This is a genomic window from Bacteroides sp. An19 (assembly GCF_002160215.1).
Lineage (GTDB): Bacteria > Bacteroidota > Bacteroidia > Bacteroidales > Bacteroidaceae > Phocaeicola > Phocaeicola intestinalis.
The window spans coordinates 31,997-53,196 of record NZ_NFKD01000028.1 but is presented as its reverse complement, the minus strand read 5'-3'; the positions used below and the strand labels follow the sequence as shown (position 1 = coordinate 53,196).

Sequence of the window (21,200 nt, the reverse complement as noted above, 5' to 3'; positions counted from 1 at the left end):
TTTTGTATTGCCGGATGACCCGAAGCCCGGCTTCCACCGCCTTCCTCCGCCCTTTCCGCTACGCTCCAAGGACGGAGGAAGGCGGTGGAGGAGTTGCACTTCTAACTTGACGGTGGGCTATTCATAATTTGTCAATTGGAAAAATTCCAGCGGTTCGCTTTCGTTCCCGCACCGGTCTACGGCGGTCACCGCCCAATAGAGGTATTCTTGCCAAGGCACTTCGGGCACATAGGTGTAGCGGGTGTCCTCGATGCGTGGGGCAATCAGGTTGAGGGGGTTCCGCGTGTCTACCGGATAAGTGTCCGACGCATAGAGGCGGTAATATACCGGCGAGAGGTTATCGGTAGAGGCTTCCCAGCGGAAACGGATGCCTCGGTCTAAAAGTGTGAAAGACGGCTCTTGGGGCTTGGCAGGTGCGATGCTGTCCGTCCATGTCATGGGCGGGACGAGTGCCGGAAGCGGGTAGAAATGTTGCCTCAGCTCGTCGAATACGCTTTTGGTATTGTCGAGCAGGAAGCGGGTACGGAAGTAAGCCTGTCCGTCCAGCCCGATGGAACGGATAAAATAGATTTGCCGGATGACTTCGTCCAGTTGCCAGTCCTGTTCTTTGGGGTGCAGGAAGTAGATGCCCAGTCCGGGCACAATCCACCGCCCGTATGCATTCTCTTTCCAGTCGAGGGCAAACGGGTAAAAGTGGTTTCCTTGGAAATACATCATGGGGAAAAGTGCGTCGTGGATGCCTTCTTTCAGCCATTGCTGGGCGTCCTGATACACCTCTTCATAGGCGTTCCAGCCGTGCGAAGAATAGCGTTCCGTATCGCGGTATTTGCCGATGGGCGAGCTGCTTACCTTTACCCACGGTTTCATTGACTTGACTTCGGTATATATCCGGCGCACGATGCGTGTGATGTTGTCCCGCCGCCATTGTGTCAGGCCTTGCCGTTTCCCATACTTGCGGTATGTGTTTTGGTCGGGGAAGCGTTCCCCCTGCTCGGGGTACCGGATGTAATCGAGATGGATGCCGTCCACATCGTATCCGGATACGATTTCGCGCACGATGTTTGCCAGATAATCGTCCGTTCCGGGATTGCCCGGGTCCAGGTACCAGCTTCCCTTGAATTGCCTGCAGAGCGAGGGGTGTTTGCGGGTCAGGGCGTTTTTCCCAAGCATCCGTATCTGGCGGGTGTTCCCGATGGGGATAGCCACGAGCCAGGCATGCAGTTCCATGCCCCGCCGGTGGCATTCTTCTATGGCAAATTTCAATGGGTCGTAGCCGGGATGCTTGCCTTCGGTACCCGTCAGCGATTCGGCGAAAGGCTCGAATGCCGAGGGGTAGATTACGTCTCCCCGCAGGCGGGTTTGGAAAAGTACCGTATTGAAGTTGGCTTGTTTCAGCTGGTCAAGGATATGGCATAGTTCGGCCTTCTGGCGTTCGATGCCTTGGGGAGAGACGGCTTTATGGCTAGGCCAGTCCATACCGCCCAGCGTAGTGAGCCACGTGGCGCGTATCTCGTATTTCGGGGCTGTTTGCGCGAAAGCGGTGAGGAAGGGGAAGAGCAGCAGGGCGAGAATCGTATATCGTAGCTTTTGTCTCATGTCGTGATGTTTTTAGGCGGGCAAAGATACAAACATTTTTCTTTTTTATTACTTTTGCGGGCGATGTTTATAAATGTGTTTTTGTTTGAAACGCGGATTAACGCGGATTAACGCAGATTATTTGATGTATTCTGTAGTCCCAGTGGGGTCGTGGATATTTATTAAATATAATTTGTGTTAATCTGCGCTAATCTGCGTTTCAAAAACGATAAGGATAAGTATGAAAAAGCAAGTTGTATTATTGGCAGCCCTGCTGGGAGGTACACTGGCAAGCAATGCGCAGAAGAAAGGATTCGACTATAAATTTTATGGTCAGGTGCGTACCGATTTGTTCTATAACAGCCGGTCGAATTCGGAAACGGTGGACGGATTGTTCTATATGTATCCGCTGGATAAAGTGGAAGACCCTAACGGAAAAGACCTGAACGATAACGGGAACAGCGATTTCTATACCCTTTATACCCGTTTGGGCGTGGACGTGACGGGACCGATGCTGGGCAAGGCAAAGACTTCGGCAAAGGTGGAAGTGGACTTCCGCGGTTCGGGCACAACGTATTCGCTCTTCCGCATCCGCCACGTGTATTTCAATCTTGACTGGGGCAAGTCGGCGTTGCTGGTGGGGCAGACCTGGCATCCGCTCTATGGCGATGTGGCTCCCGAAATACTGAACCTCAACATGGGTGCTCCTTACCAGCCCTTCAGCCGCGCTCCGCAAATCCGGTACCGCTTCACTTCGGAAAACTTCCGCCTGACCGCCGCCGCTATCTGGCAATCGCAATACCTCTCGGTAGGTCCCAGTTCCAACGAGCCGGGCGCTACCGCTACCCGCAAGCACCAGGATTTCATCAAGTGGAGCAGCATCCCCGAGTTTTATGTAGGTATGGATTACAAAAGACCGGGCCTGATAGCTGGGGCGGGCATCCATGTCAGTTCCATTACTCCCCGTACCCAGTCGGAAACCGACCACGGGACATATCATGTGGACGAACGCATCACGGGCATTTCGGGCGAAGCACATGTGAAATATACCCACAATAACTGGTTGGTGGCGGCTAAGAGCGTGTTGGGTACGAATCTTACCCAAGCCAGCACCGTAGGCGGATACGGTATCCGGAGCATTGATGACAAGACGGGCGAGCAGACGTATGCACCTCTCCGTACGTCTACTACGTGGGTGAATGTGGCATACGGCAAGACGTGGCGTCCGGCGTTGTTCTTTGGTTATCTGAAAGGATTGGGCGCTACGGAAGAAGTGCCCTACGGCACGTTAGGCACAGGAACCACCCTCGACCAGCTTTTCACCGGCACCGCCGAACTGACTTATAACCGCCCGCACTGGAAGTTCGGTGCCGAATATTCGGTGTGCAACGCCTGGTACGGCGATGAATTCGATGCGAAAGCCAAGGCGCTTTCTTCGCATACCGTCTTGAACCACCGCTTGGTAGTGACGGCTATTTTCCAGTTTTAAGGGGAAAAGTGTATTCGATTCCATGGCATCCCCGAAATGCCTATCGGTGACATTACGCCGAAGCATGTCTGTATCCGTGCATGCGAGGACGCTGAGTTCCGCTATTGCAAGAACGTACACCAGGAGGATGTGGAAGTTCAGGTAGTGAAGTAATCGGTTGGTTTCCATAGCGTTTTGTGATTTTGGTTCGAAGGCAAAGGTACGTCTTTTTTCCCGTCCGGCAATGGATTTGAAACGGGTGGGTGTGAAAATCTGTTAACGCTATGCGGCGATTGTTTGTATGATGCTGTAAATGAGTTGTATATGAATTATAAAAAATGAATATCCGCAAACATCCCATGTAGGGGCGTATCGCATACGCCCGAATGCGTCCACTTATCCACGTGGATGTCTTCAGGGCGTATGCGATACGCCCCTACAGCTTGTTTGGCGAAATGCGGTATTCACATAGGGTAATTTGAAATCACGTTATCCTACATTTTTCGCAAGCACAACAAACAATCTAACAGTTCTAACAGATAACAGTTATCTAAATTGAAAATTTGAATCGCAGAAAGTGCGCATATAAATATAATATATTATATTTATTAACATTCTCTCTACTCGTTGCTCGCTTGCCGTTTTCAAAAAAAAGAACTGTTATCTGTTAGAACTGTTAGATTTATTGACGGATTGCAAATTCGGCGTAGCAAATTTATATGTTATGCGCATATATATGCATAAGCTATTCCAGTTAAGTGCAGGAGGGGTAGCATATAGCTGCGCCGCGCCCCGGAAAAGCTTGCATGATTCAAAACTTTTTCGTAACTTTGTAGCGTAACCAAAACCTGATGCTATGCCGTTTCTACCTTTGTTTTTGCCCTTGTATTTTGCCTCTTGTGTATGTTTTTCCATGTTGATTTGAGTAAGAAGCCTTATCTTCGCAGCATCAAGATAATCAACGGAAACATTTATTTTAAAAAAGAAAAACGATACATGAAGAAACAGTTACTTTATTCGTTGGCTGCCCTTACGCTGGCAGCATGTGGCGTGGAGAAGCAGGAACCCATCGACCGCCGGGCGTTGGTGGAGCGCAACAATCCGCAAGTGGCGGCGATGGATTCGCTATCGTCGCTCTCGGTGGGGAACGGCGAGTTTGCCTATACCGTAGACGCGACCGGGCTTCAGACTTTCCCCGAAGTGTATAAGAACGGAGTGCCTCTGGGCACACAGAGCCAATGGGGCTGGCACAGCTTTGCCAATACGGGCAACTACAAGCCCGAAGACGCCCAGAAGGAATACGATTTCGGGCGCGGGCACAAGGAGGTGTATGCGTGCCAGTTCAAGGAAGAAGGCCGTCAGAAAGACGCTTCCAACTGGCTTCGCGTCAATCCGCACCGCCTGCATCTGGGCGTCGTGGGCCTGGAGCTGGACGAGTCGGTTACGCCCGGCCAGGTGAAGGATATCCGTCAGACGCTGGATATGTGGGACGGAGAAATCACCAGCAGCTTTTCGCTGGACGGAACCCCTTACCGGGTACAGACCGTTTGCCATCCTGAACGCGACATGATAGCCGCACGGGTGTCTTCCACTGCTCCTGCGGGCATCAAGCTCCGTTTCCCTTACCCTACGGGCAAGCATTGCGACGATGCGTGCGACTGGGAAGCGAACGACAAACATTCGACTACGGTGGTGGAACAAGACGGGCAGAGCGCCGTGCTGAAACGCCAGCTGGACGCCACGACCTATTATGTGACGGTGCGTTGGGAAGGCGATGCTACCCTGAAGGAGAAAGAAAAGAACTATTTCGTCCTGACTCCGGCAGACACGGCTTTTGCCTTTACCTGCCAGTTTACGCCCGAGCCGTCTGACGCGCCTGCCGTGACGTTTGCCCAGTCGGAACAGGCTGCATTGGCGTATTGGAACACGTATTGGACGAAAGGCGGGGCGGTGGACTTCTCGCTTTGCACCGACCCGCGCGCCAAGGAACTGGAACGCCGCGTGGTGCTGAGCCAGTACCTGATGGCTATCCAGTGCGCAGGCTCTACGCCTCCGCAGGAAACGGGTCTGACGTATAACTCGTGGTTCGGAAAGTTCCATTTGGAAATGATTTGGTGGCATCAGGCGCATTTCGCCTTGTGGGGACACCCCGAAATGATGGGACGCACCTTGGGCTGGTATGAAAAGGCGGAATCCGTAGCCCGACAGATTGCCGAGCGCCAGGGATTCGAGGGCGTGCGCTGGATGAAGATGACCGACCCGAGCGGCATCGAAGCGCCGTCGAACGTGGGAAGCTTCCTCATCTGGCAGCAGCCCCACCTGATTTACCTTGCCGAACTGCTTTACCGTGCCGAGCCGTCGGACTCGATTATCCGGAAATATAACAAGCTGGTACAGGAAACCGCCGAGTTTATGTACTCGTTCGCTACCTACGACAAGGAAAACGACCGCTATATCCTGAAGGGTGCCATTCCGGCCCAGGAAACCTTGCGTGCCGCCGATACGGTAAATCCTCCTTTCGAGCTTTCTTACTGGCATTATGCCATGGGCGTGGCTCAGGAGTGGCGCGAACGTGCCGGCATGGAGCGTGTGCCCGAATGGGACGTGCTGATAGAGAAACTCTCTCCGCTGGCATACAACGAAGACCACCTGTATCTTGCCGCCGAGACCGCTACGGATACGTATAAGGACATCCGTTTCACCTCCGACCACATGGCGGTGCTGGGTGCCGTGGGCATTCTTCCGATGAACAAGCTCATCCATGCCGACTATATGCGCAACACCCTCGACTGGGTATGGGACAACTGGAACTGGAACAAGACGTGGGGCTGGGATTACCCGATGACCGCCATGGACGCGGCACGCCTGGGCGAGCCTGAAAAGGCGGTGGGAGCCTTGCTGATGGACAAGCGCACCAACACGTATCTGGTGAACGGGCACAACTATCAGGACGGACGCCTGCGCGTGTACCTGCCGGGCAATGGCGGCTTGCTTACCGCCGTGGCGCTGATGTGTGCAGGCTGGGACGGTTCGGAAGGCGTGAACCCCGGATTCCCGAAAGACGGTACGTGGAACGTGCGTTGGGAAGGCTTGAAGCCGATGCCGTGAGTGTGATTTACGATTTGGCGATTTACTATTTTACTATTTTGGTAGAGACGTCACATTTATGAGGGGGTATCAAAATAAAAACACTATCAAAAAAGTAATGTCATCCTAGACAAAGTGCAGGATCTCGTATGCATAGTTTTCTGTTTCCGGGATCCTGCGCTCATGCTAGGATGACAAAATGAGGGTTGATTTCAATTTCAATTTCAATTTCAATACACCCTCAGGTTATTTCTTTATTGGAAATTTAAACGGGCTCTAAATATTCCTATTCGCTCAGGCTCAATGTGAGTGCTTCCTGCTGGGGTACATAGTCGTTCTGGAAGAAACGGCTTGCACGGAGCAAGTGGCGCCAGATGCTTACTAACTCTTGTGTTTCCTGTAAGATATTCAGGTACACCATGGCAGCTTTCAGGTTTGTGTTGTCTGTCTCCTGCAGGCGGTTCATCTGTGCCTTACGCAGAGCTGAAATCTTGTTTTTCAAGGCATCACCTTTCACCAGAATTTCATCGGTGTCGGCGTAGTTGTTATTCTCGATATCGGCCCGGGTACTTTCCATCAGTTTGCAGAGTTCTTCCCGGATGGGCAGGAAGTCGGCTATGCTTTCTTTCGAGATGGGGTTGAAGTTGTTGTCAACGTGTTCCTTGCAAGGCTCGCAGATACGCTTCAGGCAGTAAAGCATCTGTTCGCAGCTGTTGCTTCCAAGGTGAAACCATGTGTTTTTTTCGATGGCAATGGCGATGGGGATGCGGCGCAGGCCGAGGATTTCCTTGCGGCGGCGTTTTTTCAGCATCTTGCGTTTTTCTTCTGCCGAGTTCATTCCCTTCTTCAAGCTCTTCAGGTCTTCGTTGATGAAACCGTCGGTTACCTGTACGTAGGTTTTCTCTGTATAGTCGATGTATTCCGACAACGTTTCTCTGACGTGCTGGCGCAGGAGGGTAAAGGTTTCGTTTTTATCTTTGGTAGACATCATGCGCTTGAAGATGTCATCTTGTTTTTCTGCTTTTTGCTTTTCGCTGAACTTGATGTTGCTTCTTACCAGCAGGAATACAGCCACGCAGATGAAAATGAACATGCCCACAAAGCTGGTGTAATACATCAAGACGGTGACGATGGCACAGATAGTAAATGCCACAAACGCGGTGATGAACCATCCGCCGATGACGGAGAACATTCCGGTGATGCGATAGACTGCACTTTCGCGTCCCCAGGCGCGGTCGGCTAATGATGAGCCCATGGCTACAATGAAAGTGACGTAAGTGGTAGAAAGGGGTAATTTCATCGTAGTACCGATGATGATGAGCAATCCCGAGAGAACAAGGTTGACCGAAGCACGTACCATATCAAATGCTGCGCCGTTTGCCAGAATTACTTCATCTTTGTTGAAACGGCTGTCAATCCACTTGCGTACGTTGGCAGGGATGACACGTACAAGGAACTCATTGGTCGCGGTAGCACGGCGTACGATGGTTCTCGCTATGGCCGATGAGCCGAACATTTCGTCGCCTTCTTCCTGACGTGAGAGGTCGACCGAAGTCTTGATAACGTTTTGTGCTTTCTTCGAAGTGGCAAGTGCGTAAACCATTACCAATCCCGATAGAAAAAGGAAGATCATTGGTGTTTTGGCGGATGACATCAGCGAGTTCATCATGAAATCGTGTATGCCCGCTCCGTTGGCATTTGCCACATAGTCCATATAGGAAGAATAACCTGCGAGTGGCACACCGATGAAGTTCACCAGGTCATTGCCTGCAAAGGCGAGTGCCAGTGAGAAAGTACCTAACAAGACAATGATGCGGAACACATTCACCTTGCACCAGTGCAGGATTTGCATCAGCAGGGTGAAGAAGACGAAACATCCTAAAATCAGCATGGAATTATGGTTGTTGATCCACTCAAGCGTTTCGGGAGAAATATAAGGTGAACTTTTCAGTCCTTGAATAAGGATGAAGTAGGCAAGTGCCGTAGTAGAGAGGCCGCCGAAAATGCCGATGGTCCACGAGAGGTTTTTCTTGTAGTTGAAACTGAAAATGAGTCGGGAGATGTATTGCACCACCGTACCGGCTATGAAGGCGATGGCAACGGAGAGGAAGATTGCCATGATGACCGAGAATGCTTTTTCGGTGTTCATCATGTCTCCTAATGAATACATGCCTGTTTCATCGCCTATGATTTTCAGTATTGCCAGAATGAACGTACCTCCCAGCAGTTCGAACACCATGGAAACTGTGGTGGAAGTGGGAAGCCCTAACGTGTTGAACACATCGAGCAATACCACGTCGGTAACCATTACCGCCAGCAAGATGCACATGATTTCGTAAAAACTGAAATTGGAAGGTTGGAAGATACCGTGTCGGGCGATATCCATCATGCCATTGCTCATAATGGCTCCTAAGAAGACTCCTGCGGCTGCTACGATAATGATAGTGCGAAACTTGGCGACTTTTGCGCCTACAGCCGAATTCATAAAGTTCACGGCGTCGTTGCTGACACCCACCAGCAAGTCAAATACCGCCAGCATGAAAAGGAATATTACAATTCCTAGATAAACAGTTTCCATATTGTTGTTAGCTTGTTTTTCGGGTACAAAATTAGGTAAAATTCGCTTAATACATATTACAAAACTGTTACAAAATAAAAGAAAGATAATTTCATGCCCGGTTATTATGTTTATAAACAGATATTTCGTACCTTTGTACCCAAATAAAGAAATATTCACTTTTTAAAAAGTAGTAGTATGTCAGAAGTAAAGAAGATAAAAAGAGCTTTGGTGTCCGTTTACCATAAAGACGGACTGGACGAGATAATCCGCCTGTTGGCGAATGACGGTGTGGAATTCCTTTCTACGGGCGGTACGCGCCATTTTATCGAAGGATTGGGATATAAGTGTGAAGCTGTGGAAGATGTGACGGGATATCCTTCCATTTTAGGCGGCCGTGTGAAGACTTTGCATCCGAAAGTATTCGGAGGTATCTTATGCCGTCGTAGCCTGGAAGACGACCAGAAGCAGGTACAGCAATATGAAATACCGGAAATCGACCTTGTGATTGTTGATTTGTATCCATTCGAGGATACCGTGGCATCGGGTGCCGGTGAACAAGATATTATTGAGAAAATCGATATAGGCGGCATCTCGTTGATTCGTGCTGCAGCAAAAAATTTCAATGATGTGGTTATCGTGGCGAGCAAGGCACAGTACGCTACCTTACTGGATATTTTGAAGCAGAGAGGTGCGAAGACCACGCGTGAGGAACGCCGTCAGTTGGCTTGTGAAGCGTTTGGGGTGTCTTCTTCGTATGATACTGCTATCCATAATTGGTTTGAGGGTAAATAATCGGAAGCGGTTCCGGCTTGGAGTGTCCGACATTTCAATCTTGAATTTTTAATTTTGAATTTTAACCATGGGACTGTTCTCTTTTACACAGGAAATAGCGATGGATTTGGGTACGGCGAACACCATCATCCTGAGCAATGATAAAATAGTAGTAGACGAGCCGTCGGTAGTGGCGCTGGACCGCCGTACGGACAAGATGATAGCTGTGGGCGAGCGTGCGAAGCTGATGTACGAGAAAGAAAACCCGAATATCCGCACTGTGCGTCCGCTACGCGATGGAGTGATAGCCGACTTTAATGCATGTGAGCAAATGATGCGCGGGCTGATAAAGAAGGTGAATCCGGGACGCCGTCTGTTTACCCCCTCGTTGCGGATGGTGATTGGAGTTCCTTCAGGTTCTACCGAGGTGGAACTGCGTGCTGTGCGTGATAGTGCCGAACATGCAGGAGGGCGCGATGTTTATTTGATTTTTGAACCGATGGCGGCTGCTATCGGCATCGGGCTGGACGTGGAGGCACCCGAAGGTAATATGATTGTGGATATAGGTGGTGGTTCAACCGAAATTGCCGTTATTTCATTGGGAGGTATCGTATCGAATAATTCCATTCGTATTGCAGGCGATGACCTGACAGCAGACATTCAGGAGTATATGAGCCGTCAGCATAACGTGAAAGTGAGCGAGCGTATGGCTGAACGTATCAAGATACACGTGGGAGCGGCATTGACCGACTTGGGTGACGATGCTCCGGAGGATTACGTTGTACGGGGTCCTAATCGCATTACGGCTTTGCCGATGGAGGTACCGGTCTGCTATCAGGAAATAGCCCATTGTCTGGAAAAGAGCATTGCCAAGATAGAAACCGCCGTGCTGAATGCACTGGAGAACACTCCGCCGGAATTGTATGCCGATATCGTGAGCAACGGCATTTATTTGGCGGGTGGAGGAGCTTTGTTGCGTGGGCTTGACAAGCGTCTGACCGACAAGATAAACATTCCGTTCCACATTGCCGAGGATCCTTTACTGAGTGTGGCAAAGGGTACGGGCATCGCATTGAAGAATGTAGATCGCTTTTCGTTCCTGATGCGATGACGGGGGTATGCGGAACCTGCTGAATTTTTTGCTGAAATATGATTACTGGCTGCTTTTCATTGTATTGGAAGTAGTCAGTTTCACTTTGTTGTTCCGTTTTAACAATTACCAGGGAAGCGTGTATTTCACATCTGCTAACGGGATTGTGACATGGGTAGACAAGGCGGTGAGCAGCATCACGTCTTATTTTGGTCTGCGGGAAACGAATCAGGATCTGACTCGCCGCAACGTGGAACTGGAATTGGAGGTGGAACGTTTGAGCCGTGAGCTGGATGCCTATATGAAAGACAGTATGGCGGTGGTGCGGATGCGGCAAAGTGCTCCGGATGCTTATTGGGTAACCTCGGCACGTGTAGTGAACAACAGTTTGACGCGTAGTGACAATTATGTTACGATTGATAAAGGTACGGCGGACAGTGTGTATGCTGAGATGGGAGTGCTGAGCGGGAATAGTGTAGTGGGGGTGGTGTACCGTGCTTCGGCGCATTACGCGCTGGTGCTTCCGGTGTTGAATTCGAAAAGTAACATCAGTTGCAAGATACGTCGTACCGATTATTTTGGCGTGCTGAAATGGGAAGGTGGTTCATCGCAATATGCATGGCTGCAGGATATTCCCCGTCATGCCGAGTTTTCATTGGGCGATACAGTGGTGACCAGTGGGCATAGTGCCATTTTTCCGGAAGGTGTGCCGGTGGGGATGGTGGATGACCGCAAGGATAGCCATGACGGGCTTTCGTATTTGTTGAAAGTGCGTTTGTTCACCGATTTTGCACGGTTGACGGATGTTAGTGTGATTTGTTACGACGGACGTGCCGAACAGGTATCATTAGAGGATAGTATTAAATAAGGTATAAAGGATAATTTATGGTTCAGGCGTTGCATCGTGTTGTGTGGTTCGTGGTTTTGGTATTGGTTCAGACCCAGATTCTGAACCATGTACATATCATGGGTTATGCTACGCCGATGGTATTCATATATTATATCTTGGTGCTTAACTCGGAAATCTCGCGTAAGACCATTTTATTGCAAGCTTTCGTATTGGGATTGTGTGTGGATATATTCAGTAACACGCCGGGGGTGAATGCAGCATCTGCTACTTTACTGGCATTTGCCCGGCGTTTTTTGTTACAGATGCAGATGCTTCGCGAAACTACCGATGACTATGAACCTGGAATACGTAGTATGGGAGTGGGAGCCTTCTTGCGCTATGTGTCGAGTGCAACGCTATTGTTTATCATTGCCGTGCGCCTGACGGATGTGTTTAATTTTCAGCATGCAACAGGGCTGGCATTGCGCATCGTGACGGATACCGTAATGACAGTCGTTTGCATCATGTGTGTAGATGCGATGAGGAGGAAAAGGTAGTGGACCGGATTTATCGTTTGGCAAGAAGGAGGTATGTGATAGGCGGTGTGGTGCTGGTTGTGGTCATACTTTTTATCTTGCGTCTGTTCGTCTTGCAAATCTTGAGTGACGATTATAAGAAGAATGCCGAAAGCAATGCTCTGCTCAGAAGGGTGCAGTATCCAAGTCGGGGAGTGATGTACGACCGTACAGGAAAATTGTTGGTATACAATCAGCCTGCTTATGACATTACGGTCATTATGAAAGAAATCACTCAGCTTGATACAATGGACTTGTGCCGTACGCTGAAGGTTACGCCCGAATTTGTGCGCCGCCGTTTCCAGGACTTGAAGAACCGTCGCCTTAATCCGGGTTATTCGCCCTATACGCATCAGGTGTTTCTTACGCAACTTTCGGCAGAGGATTGTGGTGTGTTTCAGGAAAAGATGTTTATGTTCCCTGGTTTTTACATCCAACGCCGTACCATCCGCCAATATACGTATCCAGCAGGAGCACATATCTTGGGAGACATTTCTGAAGTGTCTAAAAGCGATATTGAAAAGGATGAGTATTATGCTCCGGGTGACTTTATCGGAAGTTTGGGTGTCGAGCGTTCGTACGAAAAACAGTTGCGGGGAGAAAAGGGGGTGGAAATCTTGTTGCGTGATGCTCACGGACGTATACAAGGCAACTACATGGACCGGAAATTCGATAAGTCTCCGGTTCCTGGTAAAAATCTGACATTGAGCCTTGATATCGAACTCCAGATGTTGGGTGAACGGTTGTTGGAAGGAAAAATCGGGAGCATCGTGGCGATAGAGCCTTCTACGGGTGAGGTGTTATGTTTGGTATCGTCTCCTACTTATGATCCTAGTTTGATGATTGGGCGTAACCGTGGAAAAAATCACCTGAAAATGGCCCGTGACCCTTGGAAACCCTTGTTGAACCGTGCTATTATGGGAACGTATCCGCCTGGTTCTACTTTCAAGACTACTCAAGCTCTGACTTTTTTGCAGGAAGGTATCATTGTTCCGGGTACGATGTATCCGTGTGTGAAAGGATTTTCGTTCCGTGGGCTTCATGTAGGTTGCCATGCCCATCCTTCGCCTTTATCCTTGGTGCCGGCGATAGCTACTTCGTGCAACGGTTATTTTTGCTGGGGCTTGTATCACATGATTGGGGCACGGCAGAAGTACGGCACTGTACAGAAGGCGATGAACACGTGGCGCGACTATATGGTTTCGATGGGATTCGGATATACACTGGGTATAGATTTACCGGGCGAGAAACGCGGTATGATTCCCAATGCTCAGTTTTACGACAAGGCATACCGTGGTTCGTGGAATGGTCTGACCGTTATCAGTATTGCCATCGGCCAGGGGGAAGTTACGGCTACTCCGTTGCAAATAGCAAATCTGGGGGCTACGATAGCCAACCGTGGATATTTTGTTACGCCTCATGTGGTGAAAGGCATTGAAGGGGAGCAGCTTGATTCTTTGTATCGCGAACGCCGGTACACGAAGGTGTCAGAAATGCATTACGAAGAAGTAGTGCAAGGAATGCGTTCGGCGGTGTTGGGAGGTACATGCCGGATGGCAAATCTGCCGGATATCGAAGTATGTGGAAAGACAGGTACGGCACAGAACCATGGAAAAGACCATTCAGCCTTTATGGGGTTTGCTCCGATGGACAATCCGAAGATAGCGATAGCTGTTTATGTAGAAAACGGTGGATGGGGTGCAACTTATGGTGTGCCCATTGGCCGTTTGATGATAGAACAATACCTTACGGGAAAACTGACGGAAGCTGATGAGGCTTTGGCTTCCGACATTCAACACAGAAGGATAGATTATGGCATACAGGAAAGATAGTTGGTGGAAATCGGTGGACTGGTGGACCGTGTCGCTTTATTTGATTCTGGTGACGTGTGGATGGTTCAGCGTATGTGGGGCAAGCTATGATTATGGTGAGCCCAATTTTTTCGATTTGACTACGCGGGCAGGTAAACAATTGATGTGGATAGGGTGTTCACTGGTCTTAGGCTTTGTATTGCTGATGTTGGAAGATCGGCTTTATGATACGTATGCTTATCTGATATATGGGATTCTGTTGCTTTTACTGTTTGGCACCATTTTTAATCCACACGAGATAAAGGGTTCACGTTCATGGATTGTGCTGGGACCGGTCAGTCTTCAGCCGGCTGAGTTTGCCAAATTTGCCACAGCACTTGCTCTTGCCAAGTTTATGGGCGAATATACTTTTTCTATCGACCGGTGGAAGGACATGGTAGTGGCACTAGCCATTATCTTGGTACCGATGATATTGATTGTATGCCAGAAAGAAACGGGGTCTGCACTTGTTTATTTGTCTTTTTTCCTTGTGTTGTATCGCGAAGGCATGACTGGGTCTATATTATTTGCCGGCGTTTGTGCTGTAATTTATTTCATTGTGGGGATACGTTTCAGTGGCGACTTGATGGGGGATGAATTGACTTCATGGGGGGAGTTTTCCGTGATGGCTTTGATTATAGCATTCTCCGCTTTGCTTGTAAGTTCGTATTGTCGTGAAAGTCGTAAGCCGGTAATTTTTATATTGTCATTCGGCTTGGGACTCATGTTGCTCAGTCTGTTGTTTTCGCTTTATGTCATTCCGTTTAATGTGGCATACGTCCAGCGTATTGTATGTGTGTGTTTGTGTTTATACCTGCTTTATTTGGGCTTGCATGAGCGGATTCGGAATTATTTTTATATTTTTTTATTCACCATCGGTTCGGTAGGCTTTTTCTTTTCCACAGAATATGTATTCAACAATGTGCTTGAAGCGCATCAACAGATTCGTATAAAAGTGTTGTTAGGAATGGAAGATGATCCTACAGGGGCTGGTTATAATGTGAATCAAAGCAAGATTGCCATTGGTTCGGGAGGATTTTTAGGAAAAGGATTCCTGAACGGTACGCAGACAAAATTGAAATATGTACCCGAACAAGATACCGATTTCATCTTCTGTACGGTAGGTGAAGAACAGGGTTTTGTCGGTTCGGTTACAGTCATTCTTTTGTTTGCTGTCTTTATTTGGCGTTTGATTCATCTGGCTGAGCGGCAAAGTACCCGGTTCGGCAGAGTGTATGGTTATAGTGTCTTGAGCATCTTTTTCTTCCATCTCTTTGTTAATGTAGGAATGGTATTAGGGCTGACTCCCGTTATTGGCATACCGTTGCCTTTTTTCAGTTATGGAGGTTCATCGCTTTGGGGATTTACTATCCTGTTGTTTGTCTTTTTGCGTATTGATGCGGCTCGTGAACGATAGGCGGATACCTGCATCGGTAATTCCTTGCAGGCAGGAGTCTTTCATTACCTGGACCAGTTGAAGCAAGGTGTCGGCAGAAGTTAGCGTAATATTTCCTACGCTTAAAGCATACTGATATAGGCTACCCGCATTTCCTTTTCCTTTCCAGTCGCCTTTTGATGAGGCAAGTTCAACATGGAATGTATCTGGCGGAAAGGAATCAAGCGGGTGGATTAAAGCAATCCAAAGATCCCGGTAGGGGTACATTTCGGTATGTCGCAATCCGATTTCCAATTCGTACCGGTTCCCGGTAAGTGTGTCGGGGATGGTGAACGAAAGGGTGTCTTTTCGTTTCCAACCTTGTATAGGAATCGCTTGGTAGCGGTGGAATACTGTAGGATTGTTTTCGCATCCTGTAAGTAAAACGGTTATGATAGACAGGGAAAACAATTTAAGTAGTTTCATGTTTTGAGTTCGGTTTAGACACAGAGACACGGGGTAATGCCTGCGTCTCTGTGTGGGAAATCACGGATGATTTGTATCGTTTGTTTACATTTGCGGCTGCTGGGGGGCGTTTCCTCCTTCATCAGCGTTTCCTTTGTTCTTAGGGCGACGGTTGTTGTTCCGGTTTGGTTTTCCTCCATTATTGTTGGCAGAAGCAGGGTGATTCGTGTTTTCTGCTTTTGCTCCTTCTTTGGTTTGGGCAGTTACAGCGGGCAGTTTTTTAGTATTTTGTTTGACAGGTCCTGCCGGCAATTGTTTGTTTACACCTGCTTCTCCTTGCTGTTCATTATTTTTGTTTTTGGGGCGTTCAACTTTATTTTTTTGTTTTTTGCTATGTGGCGCAGAGTTTTTTGTTTCTGTTGCATTGCCTCCGTTCGGTTTAGTGTTATTTTGCATTTCCTGTGCGTTGGCGTTGCGTTGTTTCTCCGGATTCTTTTTCTTCTTTTTGTTTTTGCCACTCTTGTTTTTATCAAATCTGGTAACACTTTCTTGTTCCAGCAAATCTTTTGATTTCGGGTCTTCGGCATCATTGTCTGCCGCAAGTTTGACCGGTTTTTCCCCTTGCTTGTTCATGTTAATGATTTCGAATGCGCGTTTGGGTGAAATGGTCACTTCGTTGGCAAGGAAATTCTTATCGGTAGAGTAAGTGATGGCTCCTCTTAATATATCTGCTTTGAAATAATAATAGGTGGAATCAGCGGTTTCCAGGGTAATTTCTTTGCTGGGCAGCCTTTTCTGACATTCCACGTAAGCATCCACTTCGTAATTGAGACAACATTTCAATTTGGCGCACTGACCGGCAAGCTTTTGTGGGTTGAGTGAAATATCTTGATAGCGTGCGGCACTGGTGGAGACAGAGACAAAGTTGGTCATCCACGTAGCGCAGCATAATTCGCGTCCGCAAGGTCCGATACCACCGATACGTCCAGCTTCCTGACGGGCTCCGATTTGTTTCATTTCGATACGCACGCGGAACACTTCAGCCAGTACTTTGATAAGTTGGCGGAAATCTACACGTTCATCGGCGATGTAATAAAATATAGCCTTGTTTCCATCTCCTTGGTATTCTACGTCACCGATTTTCATTTGTAGTCCTAATTGCAAGGCTATTTGCCTTGAGCGAATCATAGTGTCATGTTCGCGGCTTTTGGCTTCACGGTATTTTTCCAGGTCCACAGGTTTGGCTTTGCGGTAGATACGGCGTATTTCAGCATCAGGTTTAATGTTTGCCTTGCGCATCTGTAACGGTACCAGACGTCCTGTCAAGGTCACTACACCAATGTCGTGTCCAGGACTGGCTTCTACGGCTACGGTGTCCCCTTTTTCCAGTTTCAGGCGGTTACTGTTTTTGTAATATCCTTTTCGTGTATTCTTGAATTGGATTTCCACCATGTCTTCCAGTTCGGCATTGCCTGGAATATCGGCAAGCCAGTCGTACGTATTCAGTTTGTTATCTTGTTTTCCGCAGCCCTTGCAGCACAAGGAGCCGCTTCCGTTTTTTAATATAAATTTATTCTCCATATAAGTATTCTGTTCTTGAGTTCTTGAGTTTTTAAGTTCTTGAGTTCTTGAGTTTTTAACTAATCAACTGATTAACTTAAGAACTTACAAACTAACCGTTTATTTTTTCACTAACCATACAATTATTTTCAGCACGAAATCAAAGAACACGAATTTCGGATTCGCGTTTTGTTCGATATGCCGGGCTGCTTCTTGCAATTCACCAAAAATGCCCATAACGTTTCGTTCATTGATATACGGGGCAAAACGAGTGGCAAACTGTTTTTCTTCACGCGCCATGTAGTTCATTTCCGGATGATGGAAGTTGTAGATAAAATTTTCGCGTAGCATCCGTTCGCTATAGTCTAAAAAGCTTTTTTGCCGTTCACGTCCCAGTGCAGCTACTTGTTCGCTCCATGCTTTCAGTTCTTTTAATCGCCGGGCGTATGCAAGGCGCATCAATGAAGTGAACAGGTCGAAAAACAAACGTCGTTCTTCACTTAGCCGGATGTTTCCTATCGCTGCAATGATACTTCCTTCCGATAAGTGGGCTATTTCGTTGCTGTCTTCAGGGGTGAGCATATAGCGTGAAGCCAGCATCGAGGCAATTTCTTCTTCGGGCAAGGGGGGGAGTCGAAAACGCTGCATACGACTGACTAGCGTAGGCATAAGGGCATCGGGCATTTCACTTACCATCAGGAATACCGTGTGAGCCGGCGGCTCTTCCAATAGTTTGAGTAGCTTGTTGCCGCATTCGGCATTCATCTTTTCAGGCAACCAGATAATCATTATTTTGTATTTGCTGCGGGAGGGTTTGAGTGCAAGACTTCGTTGGATTTCGTCACTTTCGCTCACAAATATTTGTGCTTGTTGGTTTTCGGTTCCCATTCGTTCCAGCCACATTTGCAGGTTAAAGTAAGGAGTGTCAAGCAATTGTTGACGCCATGCATCCAGATAATCTGCTGATACAGTGTCACGTCCGCTTTTTTTCTTTACTACCGGAAAAGCAAAATGCACGTCAGGGTGTGCCAGTTTGTTCATCATCAGACATGAAGGACAGTGTCCGCATGCGTCGTCTGACCCCGGATTATCACAGGTCAGGTATCGGGCAAAAGCTATGGCAAGGGGGAGTTTTCCACTTCCCGGCGGACCGTAAAGCAACATGGCATGAGGCACACGTGTTTCATGCACCAATGTCAGGAGGTGTTGTTTGGCTTCGGTTTGTCCTATGATGTCTTTCAGATACATGTCAGTATATGGCTTTGGCTACACGGCTCACACTTTGTGCGGCGCCTACGGTATAAAAATGGATACTTGGAACTCCATGTCTCATTAATTCCCGGCATTGATTGATGCACCATTCCACACCCAGTTCGGTAGCTTCTGCATCGGTATGGCATTTCATAGCTTCTGCTACCAGTGTCTGTGGCAGGTCTACTTTAAAGGTTTTCGGAATGACAGACAGTTGCGAAAGTTTTCCGAAAGGCTTGATGCCTGGAATGATGGGGACGTTTATCCCTTCGGCACGGAGGCGGTCGACAAATGCAAAGTATTTTGCATTGTCATAGAATAGTTGCGTTACAGCATATTGTGCACCTGATTCTATTTTTTGTTTCAGCCAGTAGATGTCCTGTTCCATATTGGGGGCTTCTTCGTGCTTTTCGGGATAACATGCTACTCCGTAACCGAACGGATGTACCGGTTCCTTAATGGGTGAACCATCGATGAAAATTCCACGGTTGAAGTCATTTATCTGATTTTCCAGTTCGATGGCATGGCTATATCCGCCAGGTTCGGGGGTAAATACAGATTGGTGTTTTGCCTTGTCACCTCGTAGCACCAGCAGGTCAGTGATGCCTAAGAATTGCAGGTCAAGCAGCATGTATTCGATATCTTCGCGTGTGAACCCACTGCATAATACGTGAGGAACTACCGGGATGCCATATTTGTTCTGGATAGCGGCTGCAACGGCTACGGTTCCCGGACGGCGCCGCACACGTTTTCGCTCGAACAATCCATTACCCAGTTCGGTGTAGACGTATTCGCTTCGGTGAGTAGTTATGTTGATGTATTTCGGGTCGAACTCGCGGAGAAGGTCGATGGTTTCATATACTTTTTCAATGCCTGTCCCTTTAAGCGGAGGCAGAATCTCGAACGAAAATGCGGTCTTTTCCGAGGATTTTATCAAATTGATTACTTTCATTCTTTTGTCTGTTATAATGCTATATAATGACAAAAATAAGAAAAATCTTGCATTCGCACCATAGATTTCATTAAATTTTATACTTTTTCGAGGCTGTTCTTGCATTTGCCGGAACCTGCTTGGCATTCCGGATTTCAAAGTACCGGTGTAAACAGATGGGCAAACCAGCCTATGAAGCGTTTCCAGGGTGTACGGTCTTTATAGACATCTTTGGTCATCACTGTACTGTTCCGTTTGTCCTGATTGAAAATTTGCACCAATTGGTCGGTAATGGGAAGATCGAATAGGAAAGCATTGATTTCATAGTCGTAGCGCAGGCTCCGGCTGTTCAGGTTGGTGCTTCCTATCGTGCAGAAACGGTCGTCTACCATCATTACTTTCGAATGGTGAAACCCTCCGTTGTAAATATAAATGCGTGCACCTTTCTTGCGTAACTTGTTGGCAAAATAAAATCCGGCATCGGGGGTAAATGAGATGTCCGATTTGCCTGGAATCATAATTTCCACTTTTACTCCTCGTTCCAAAGCCCGTTCGATGGCACGTCTTACACTTATCGTGGGGGTAAAATAAGGGTTGATGAGTTGTATCTTATATTGGGCGGCATCAATGGCGGCAATATAAGCGTGCCGCATAGCTTCGGGATGAGTCTTGGGGATGCGTTGCACGATTGCCACTTGTCCTCCGGCGTGTCGGGGTGGGGCATTAAGTGAGTCGGCATTGAAAGGGAAATAGGTTTGTCCTTTGATTTCTTGTCCGGTTTCTTTTTCCCATGTGTCTACAAATGCATGTTGTAATTCGTTTACGGCAGGGCCTTTGATGCAGAGGTGCATGTCTCGCCACGCTCCGATTTTAGGTAGTCCGTTGATGTAATAGTCGGCAATGTTCATTCCGCCGGTATAACCGGTTTTTCCGTCGATGACCACGATTTTTTGGTGGTCACGGCTGGCGATATGGTTGAAGTAGGGGAAGGTAATGGGGTCAAACGTGACGATATCGATACCTTTTTCCCTCAATGCATTCAAATGGCGTTTGCGTAATGGCCGGTTGTTCGACATATTTCCGAAAGCATCAAACATGGCACGTACCTCGACTCCCTCTTTTGTTTTTAGGGCAAGCAAGTCGAATAGGGCATTGGCTATGGAATCATTCCGGAAATTGAAATACTCTAAATGGATATGTTGTTTTGCTTTGCGTATTTCGGCAAATAAATGGTCAAACTTTTCCCGTCCACTGGGTAAAAGGGTAAATTGGTTGTTGTTGATAATTTTATATCCTTTGTTTTGCAGGTAATGTGCGAAAAGTGAATCGGATGGAAGCCATTTTTGAGCTTGCATATACAAAGTGCCGGCAGCTATAAAGGTAAGCAGCAACCACAGATTGAGGTATGGGAAACAATAACAGGCTCTTTTCATCTTCATTTAGTTTTTGGGCGACAAAAATAACCAATAAAACAATAGGGTGTGATTTTTTGTACTTCGTTTTTCTTAAAAGGTGAAGTATCGACCGTAAATAGTGTGAATCGGACAAGAAACAGTGACGTTATATAGGGGTGTCTTTTCCTTGAATATTTTGTATTGTCTCTACCATGTGGATAAAAAGGCTGCCACAAGAATAAAAACGATTTATGAATATCCTTTAGCCAATATCTGCTCCTAAAACGACTGCATCGGCAAATCTAAAGGACATTCATAAAACGATTTGTATGCTTGCGGCAGCTTAGAGTCTGTTTTAAATTAATCTGGTAGAATCTTGCTTTATTGGGATTTTTAAACAGGCTCTTAGAGACAGATGA

At 47.7% G+C, this 21,200-nt stretch carries 14 protein-coding genes and 1 pseudogene; 8 read left to right on the top strand and 7 right to left on the bottom strand.

Annotation, left to right across the window (positions count from 1 at the left end):
* Positions 1–117: 117 nt before the first annotated feature.
* Positions 118–1,596: a family 10 glycosylhydrolase gene (locus B5F25_RS11580; protein ID WP_087249699.1), complete on the bottom strand. Its 1,479-nt coding sequence runs from the start codon at positions 1,594–1,596 to the stop codon at positions 118–120.
* A gap of 220 nt (positions 1,597–1,816) precedes the next feature.
* Here B5F25_RS11580 and B5F25_RS11575 point away from each other — a divergent pair, with 220 nt between their 5' ends.
* A complete protein-coding gene (locus B5F25_RS11575; protein WP_087249697.1) occupies positions 1,817–3,064 on the top strand; it encodes a DcaP family trimeric outer membrane transporter in 1,248 nt (415 codons plus the stop codon).
* Positions 3,065–4,039: 975 nt separating this feature from the next.
* Positions 4,040–6,151 (top strand): glycoside hydrolase N-terminal domain-containing protein, encoded by a 2,112-nt coding sequence (locus B5F25_RS11570; RefSeq protein WP_087249695.1) that lies wholly within the window; start codon positions 4,040–4,042, stop codon positions 6,149–6,151.
* A gap of 265 nt (positions 6,152–6,416) precedes the next feature.
* Here the strand turns inward: B5F25_RS11570 and B5F25_RS11565 are convergent, their stop codons facing one another.
* On the bottom strand, positions 6,417–8,708 hold the full coding sequence (locus tag B5F25_RS11565) for an inorganic phosphate transporter (RefSeq protein WP_022039772.1): 2,292 nt from the start codon (positions 8,706–8,708) through the stop codon (positions 6,417–6,419).
* Positions 8,709–8,885: 177 nt separating this feature from the next.
* Here B5F25_RS11565 and B5F25_RS11560 point away from each other — a divergent pair.
* From B5F25_RS11560 to rodA, 6 genes and pseudogenes are all read left to right on the top strand, one after another.
* Positions 8,886–9,473 (top strand): annotated as a pseudogene (locus B5F25_RS11560) (IMP cyclohydrolase); the annotation flags it as partial.
* A 76-nt stretch (positions 9,474–9,549) separates the two neighbouring features.
* Positions 9,550–10,572, top strand: a complete 1,023-nt coding sequence (locus tag B5F25_RS11555; protein ID WP_022039774.1) for a rod shape-determining protein — start codon at positions 9,550–9,552, stop codon at positions 10,570–10,572.
* Between the two features lie 7 nt (positions 10,573–10,579).
* The gene (gene mreC / locus B5F25_RS11550; protein WP_022039775.1) at positions 10,580–11,419 is read left to right on the top strand and encodes a rod shape-determining protein MreC; all 840 of its coding nucleotides are present in this window, start codon (positions 10,580–10,582) and stop codon (positions 11,417–11,419) included.
* A 17-nt stretch (positions 11,420–11,436) separates the two neighbouring features.
* Positions 11,437–11,937: a rod shape-determining protein MreD gene (gene mreD, locus B5F25_RS11545; protein WP_087209821.1), complete on the top strand. Its 501-nt coding sequence runs from the start codon at positions 11,437–11,439 to the stop codon at positions 11,935–11,937.
* The gene (mrdA, locus tag B5F25_RS11540; protein ID WP_022039777.1) at positions 11,937–13,787 is read left to right on the top strand and encodes a penicillin-binding protein 2; all 1,851 of its coding nucleotides are present in this window, start codon (positions 11,937–11,939) and stop codon (positions 13,785–13,787) included. Before mreD ends, mrdA begins: the two co-directional genes overlap by 1 nt.
* Positions 13,768–15,222 (top strand): rod shape-determining protein RodA, encoded by a 1,455-nt coding sequence (rodA, locus tag B5F25_RS11535; protein WP_022039778.1) that lies wholly within the window; start codon positions 13,768–13,770, stop codon positions 15,220–15,222. Before mrdA ends, rodA begins: the two co-directional genes overlap by 20 nt.
* On the opposite strand, the gene B5F25_RS11530 is transcribed toward rodA, so the two are convergent.
* The 5 genes from B5F25_RS11530 to cls all read right to left on the bottom strand — a co-directional run bounded on the left by B5F25_RS11530 (position 15,154) and on the right by cls (position 20,742).
* Positions 15,154–15,666: a gliding motility lipoprotein GldH gene (locus B5F25_RS11530; protein ID WP_022039779.1), complete on the bottom strand. Its 513-nt coding sequence runs from the start codon at positions 15,664–15,666 to the stop codon at positions 15,154–15,156. The genes rodA and B5F25_RS11530 overlap by 69 nt on opposite strands.
* A gap of 84 nt (positions 15,667–15,750) precedes the next feature.
* Positions 15,751–17,226, bottom strand: coding sequence for a regulatory iron-sulfur-containing complex subunit RicT (ricT, locus tag B5F25_RS11525; RefSeq protein WP_087249693.1), 1,476 nt, complete (start codon positions 17,224–17,226; stop codon positions 15,751–15,753).
* Between the two features lie 99 nt (positions 17,227–17,325).
* A complete protein-coding gene (locus B5F25_RS11520; RefSeq protein ID WP_087209827.1) occupies positions 17,326–18,453 on the bottom strand; it encodes a DNA polymerase III subunit delta in 1,128 nt (375 codons plus the stop codon).
* A 1-nt stretch (position 18,454) separates the two neighbouring features.
* Positions 18,455–19,408 (bottom strand): methylenetetrahydrofolate reductase [NAD(P)H], encoded by a 954-nt coding sequence (gene metF, locus B5F25_RS11515; RefSeq protein ID WP_087249691.1) that lies wholly within the window; start codon positions 19,406–19,408, stop codon positions 18,455–18,457.
* Between the two features lie 134 nt (positions 19,409–19,542).
* The gene (cls, locus tag B5F25_RS11510) at positions 19,543–20,742 is read right to left on the bottom strand and encodes a cardiolipin synthase (protein ID WP_241148404.1); all 1,200 of its coding nucleotides are present in this window, start codon (positions 20,740–20,742) and stop codon (positions 19,543–19,545) included.
* Positions 20,743–21,200: the final 458 nt, after the last annotated feature.

Excerpts from the sequence above, each read along its gene's own strand:
- B5F25_RS11580 (WP_087249699.1), bottom strand. The coding sequence starts at position 1,596 with ATGAGACAAAAGCTACGATATACGATTCTCGCCCTGCTGCTCTTCCCC.
- B5F25_RS11575 (WP_087249697.1), top strand. The coding sequence starts at position 1,817 with ATGAAAAAGCAAGTTGTATTATTGGCAGCCCTGCTGGGAGGTACACTG.
- B5F25_RS11570 (WP_087249695.1), top strand. The coding sequence starts at position 4,040 with ATGAAGAAACAGTTACTTTATTCGTTGGCTGCCCTTACGCTGGCAGCA.
- B5F25_RS11565 (WP_022039772.1), bottom strand. The coding sequence starts at position 8,708 with ATGGAAACTGTTTATCTAGGAATTGTAATATTCCTTTTCATGCTGGCG.
- B5F25_RS11555 (WP_022039774.1), top strand. The coding sequence starts at position 9,550 with ATGGGACTGTTCTCTTTTACACAGGAAATAGCGATGGATTTGGGTACG.
- mreC (WP_022039775.1), top strand. The coding sequence starts at position 10,580 with ATGCGGAACCTGCTGAATTTTTTGCTGAAATATGATTACTGGCTGCTT.
- mreD (WP_087209821.1), top strand. The coding sequence starts at position 11,437 with ATGGTTCAGGCGTTGCATCGTGTTGTGTGGTTCGTGGTTTTGGTATTG.
- rodA (WP_022039778.1), top strand. The coding sequence starts at position 13,768 with ATGGCATACAGGAAAGATAGTTGGTGGAAATCGGTGGACTGGTGGACC.
- B5F25_RS11530 (WP_022039779.1), bottom strand. The coding sequence starts at position 15,666 with ATGAAACTACTTAAATTGTTTTCCCTGTCTATCATAACCGTTTTACTT.
- ricT (WP_087249693.1), bottom strand. The coding sequence starts at position 17,226 with ATGGAGAATAAATTTATATTAAAAAACGGAAGCGGCTCCTTGTGCTGC.
- B5F25_RS11520 (WP_087209827.1), bottom strand. The coding sequence starts at position 18,453 with ATGTATCTGAAAGACATCATAGGACAAACCGAAGCCAAACAACACCTC.
- metF (WP_087249691.1), bottom strand. The coding sequence starts at position 19,408 with ATGAAAGTAATCAATTTGATAAAATCCTCGGAAAAGACCGCATTTTCG.
- cls (WP_241148404.1), bottom strand. The coding sequence starts at position 20,742 with ATGCAAGCTCAAAAATGGCTTCCATCCGATTCACTTTTCGCACATTAC.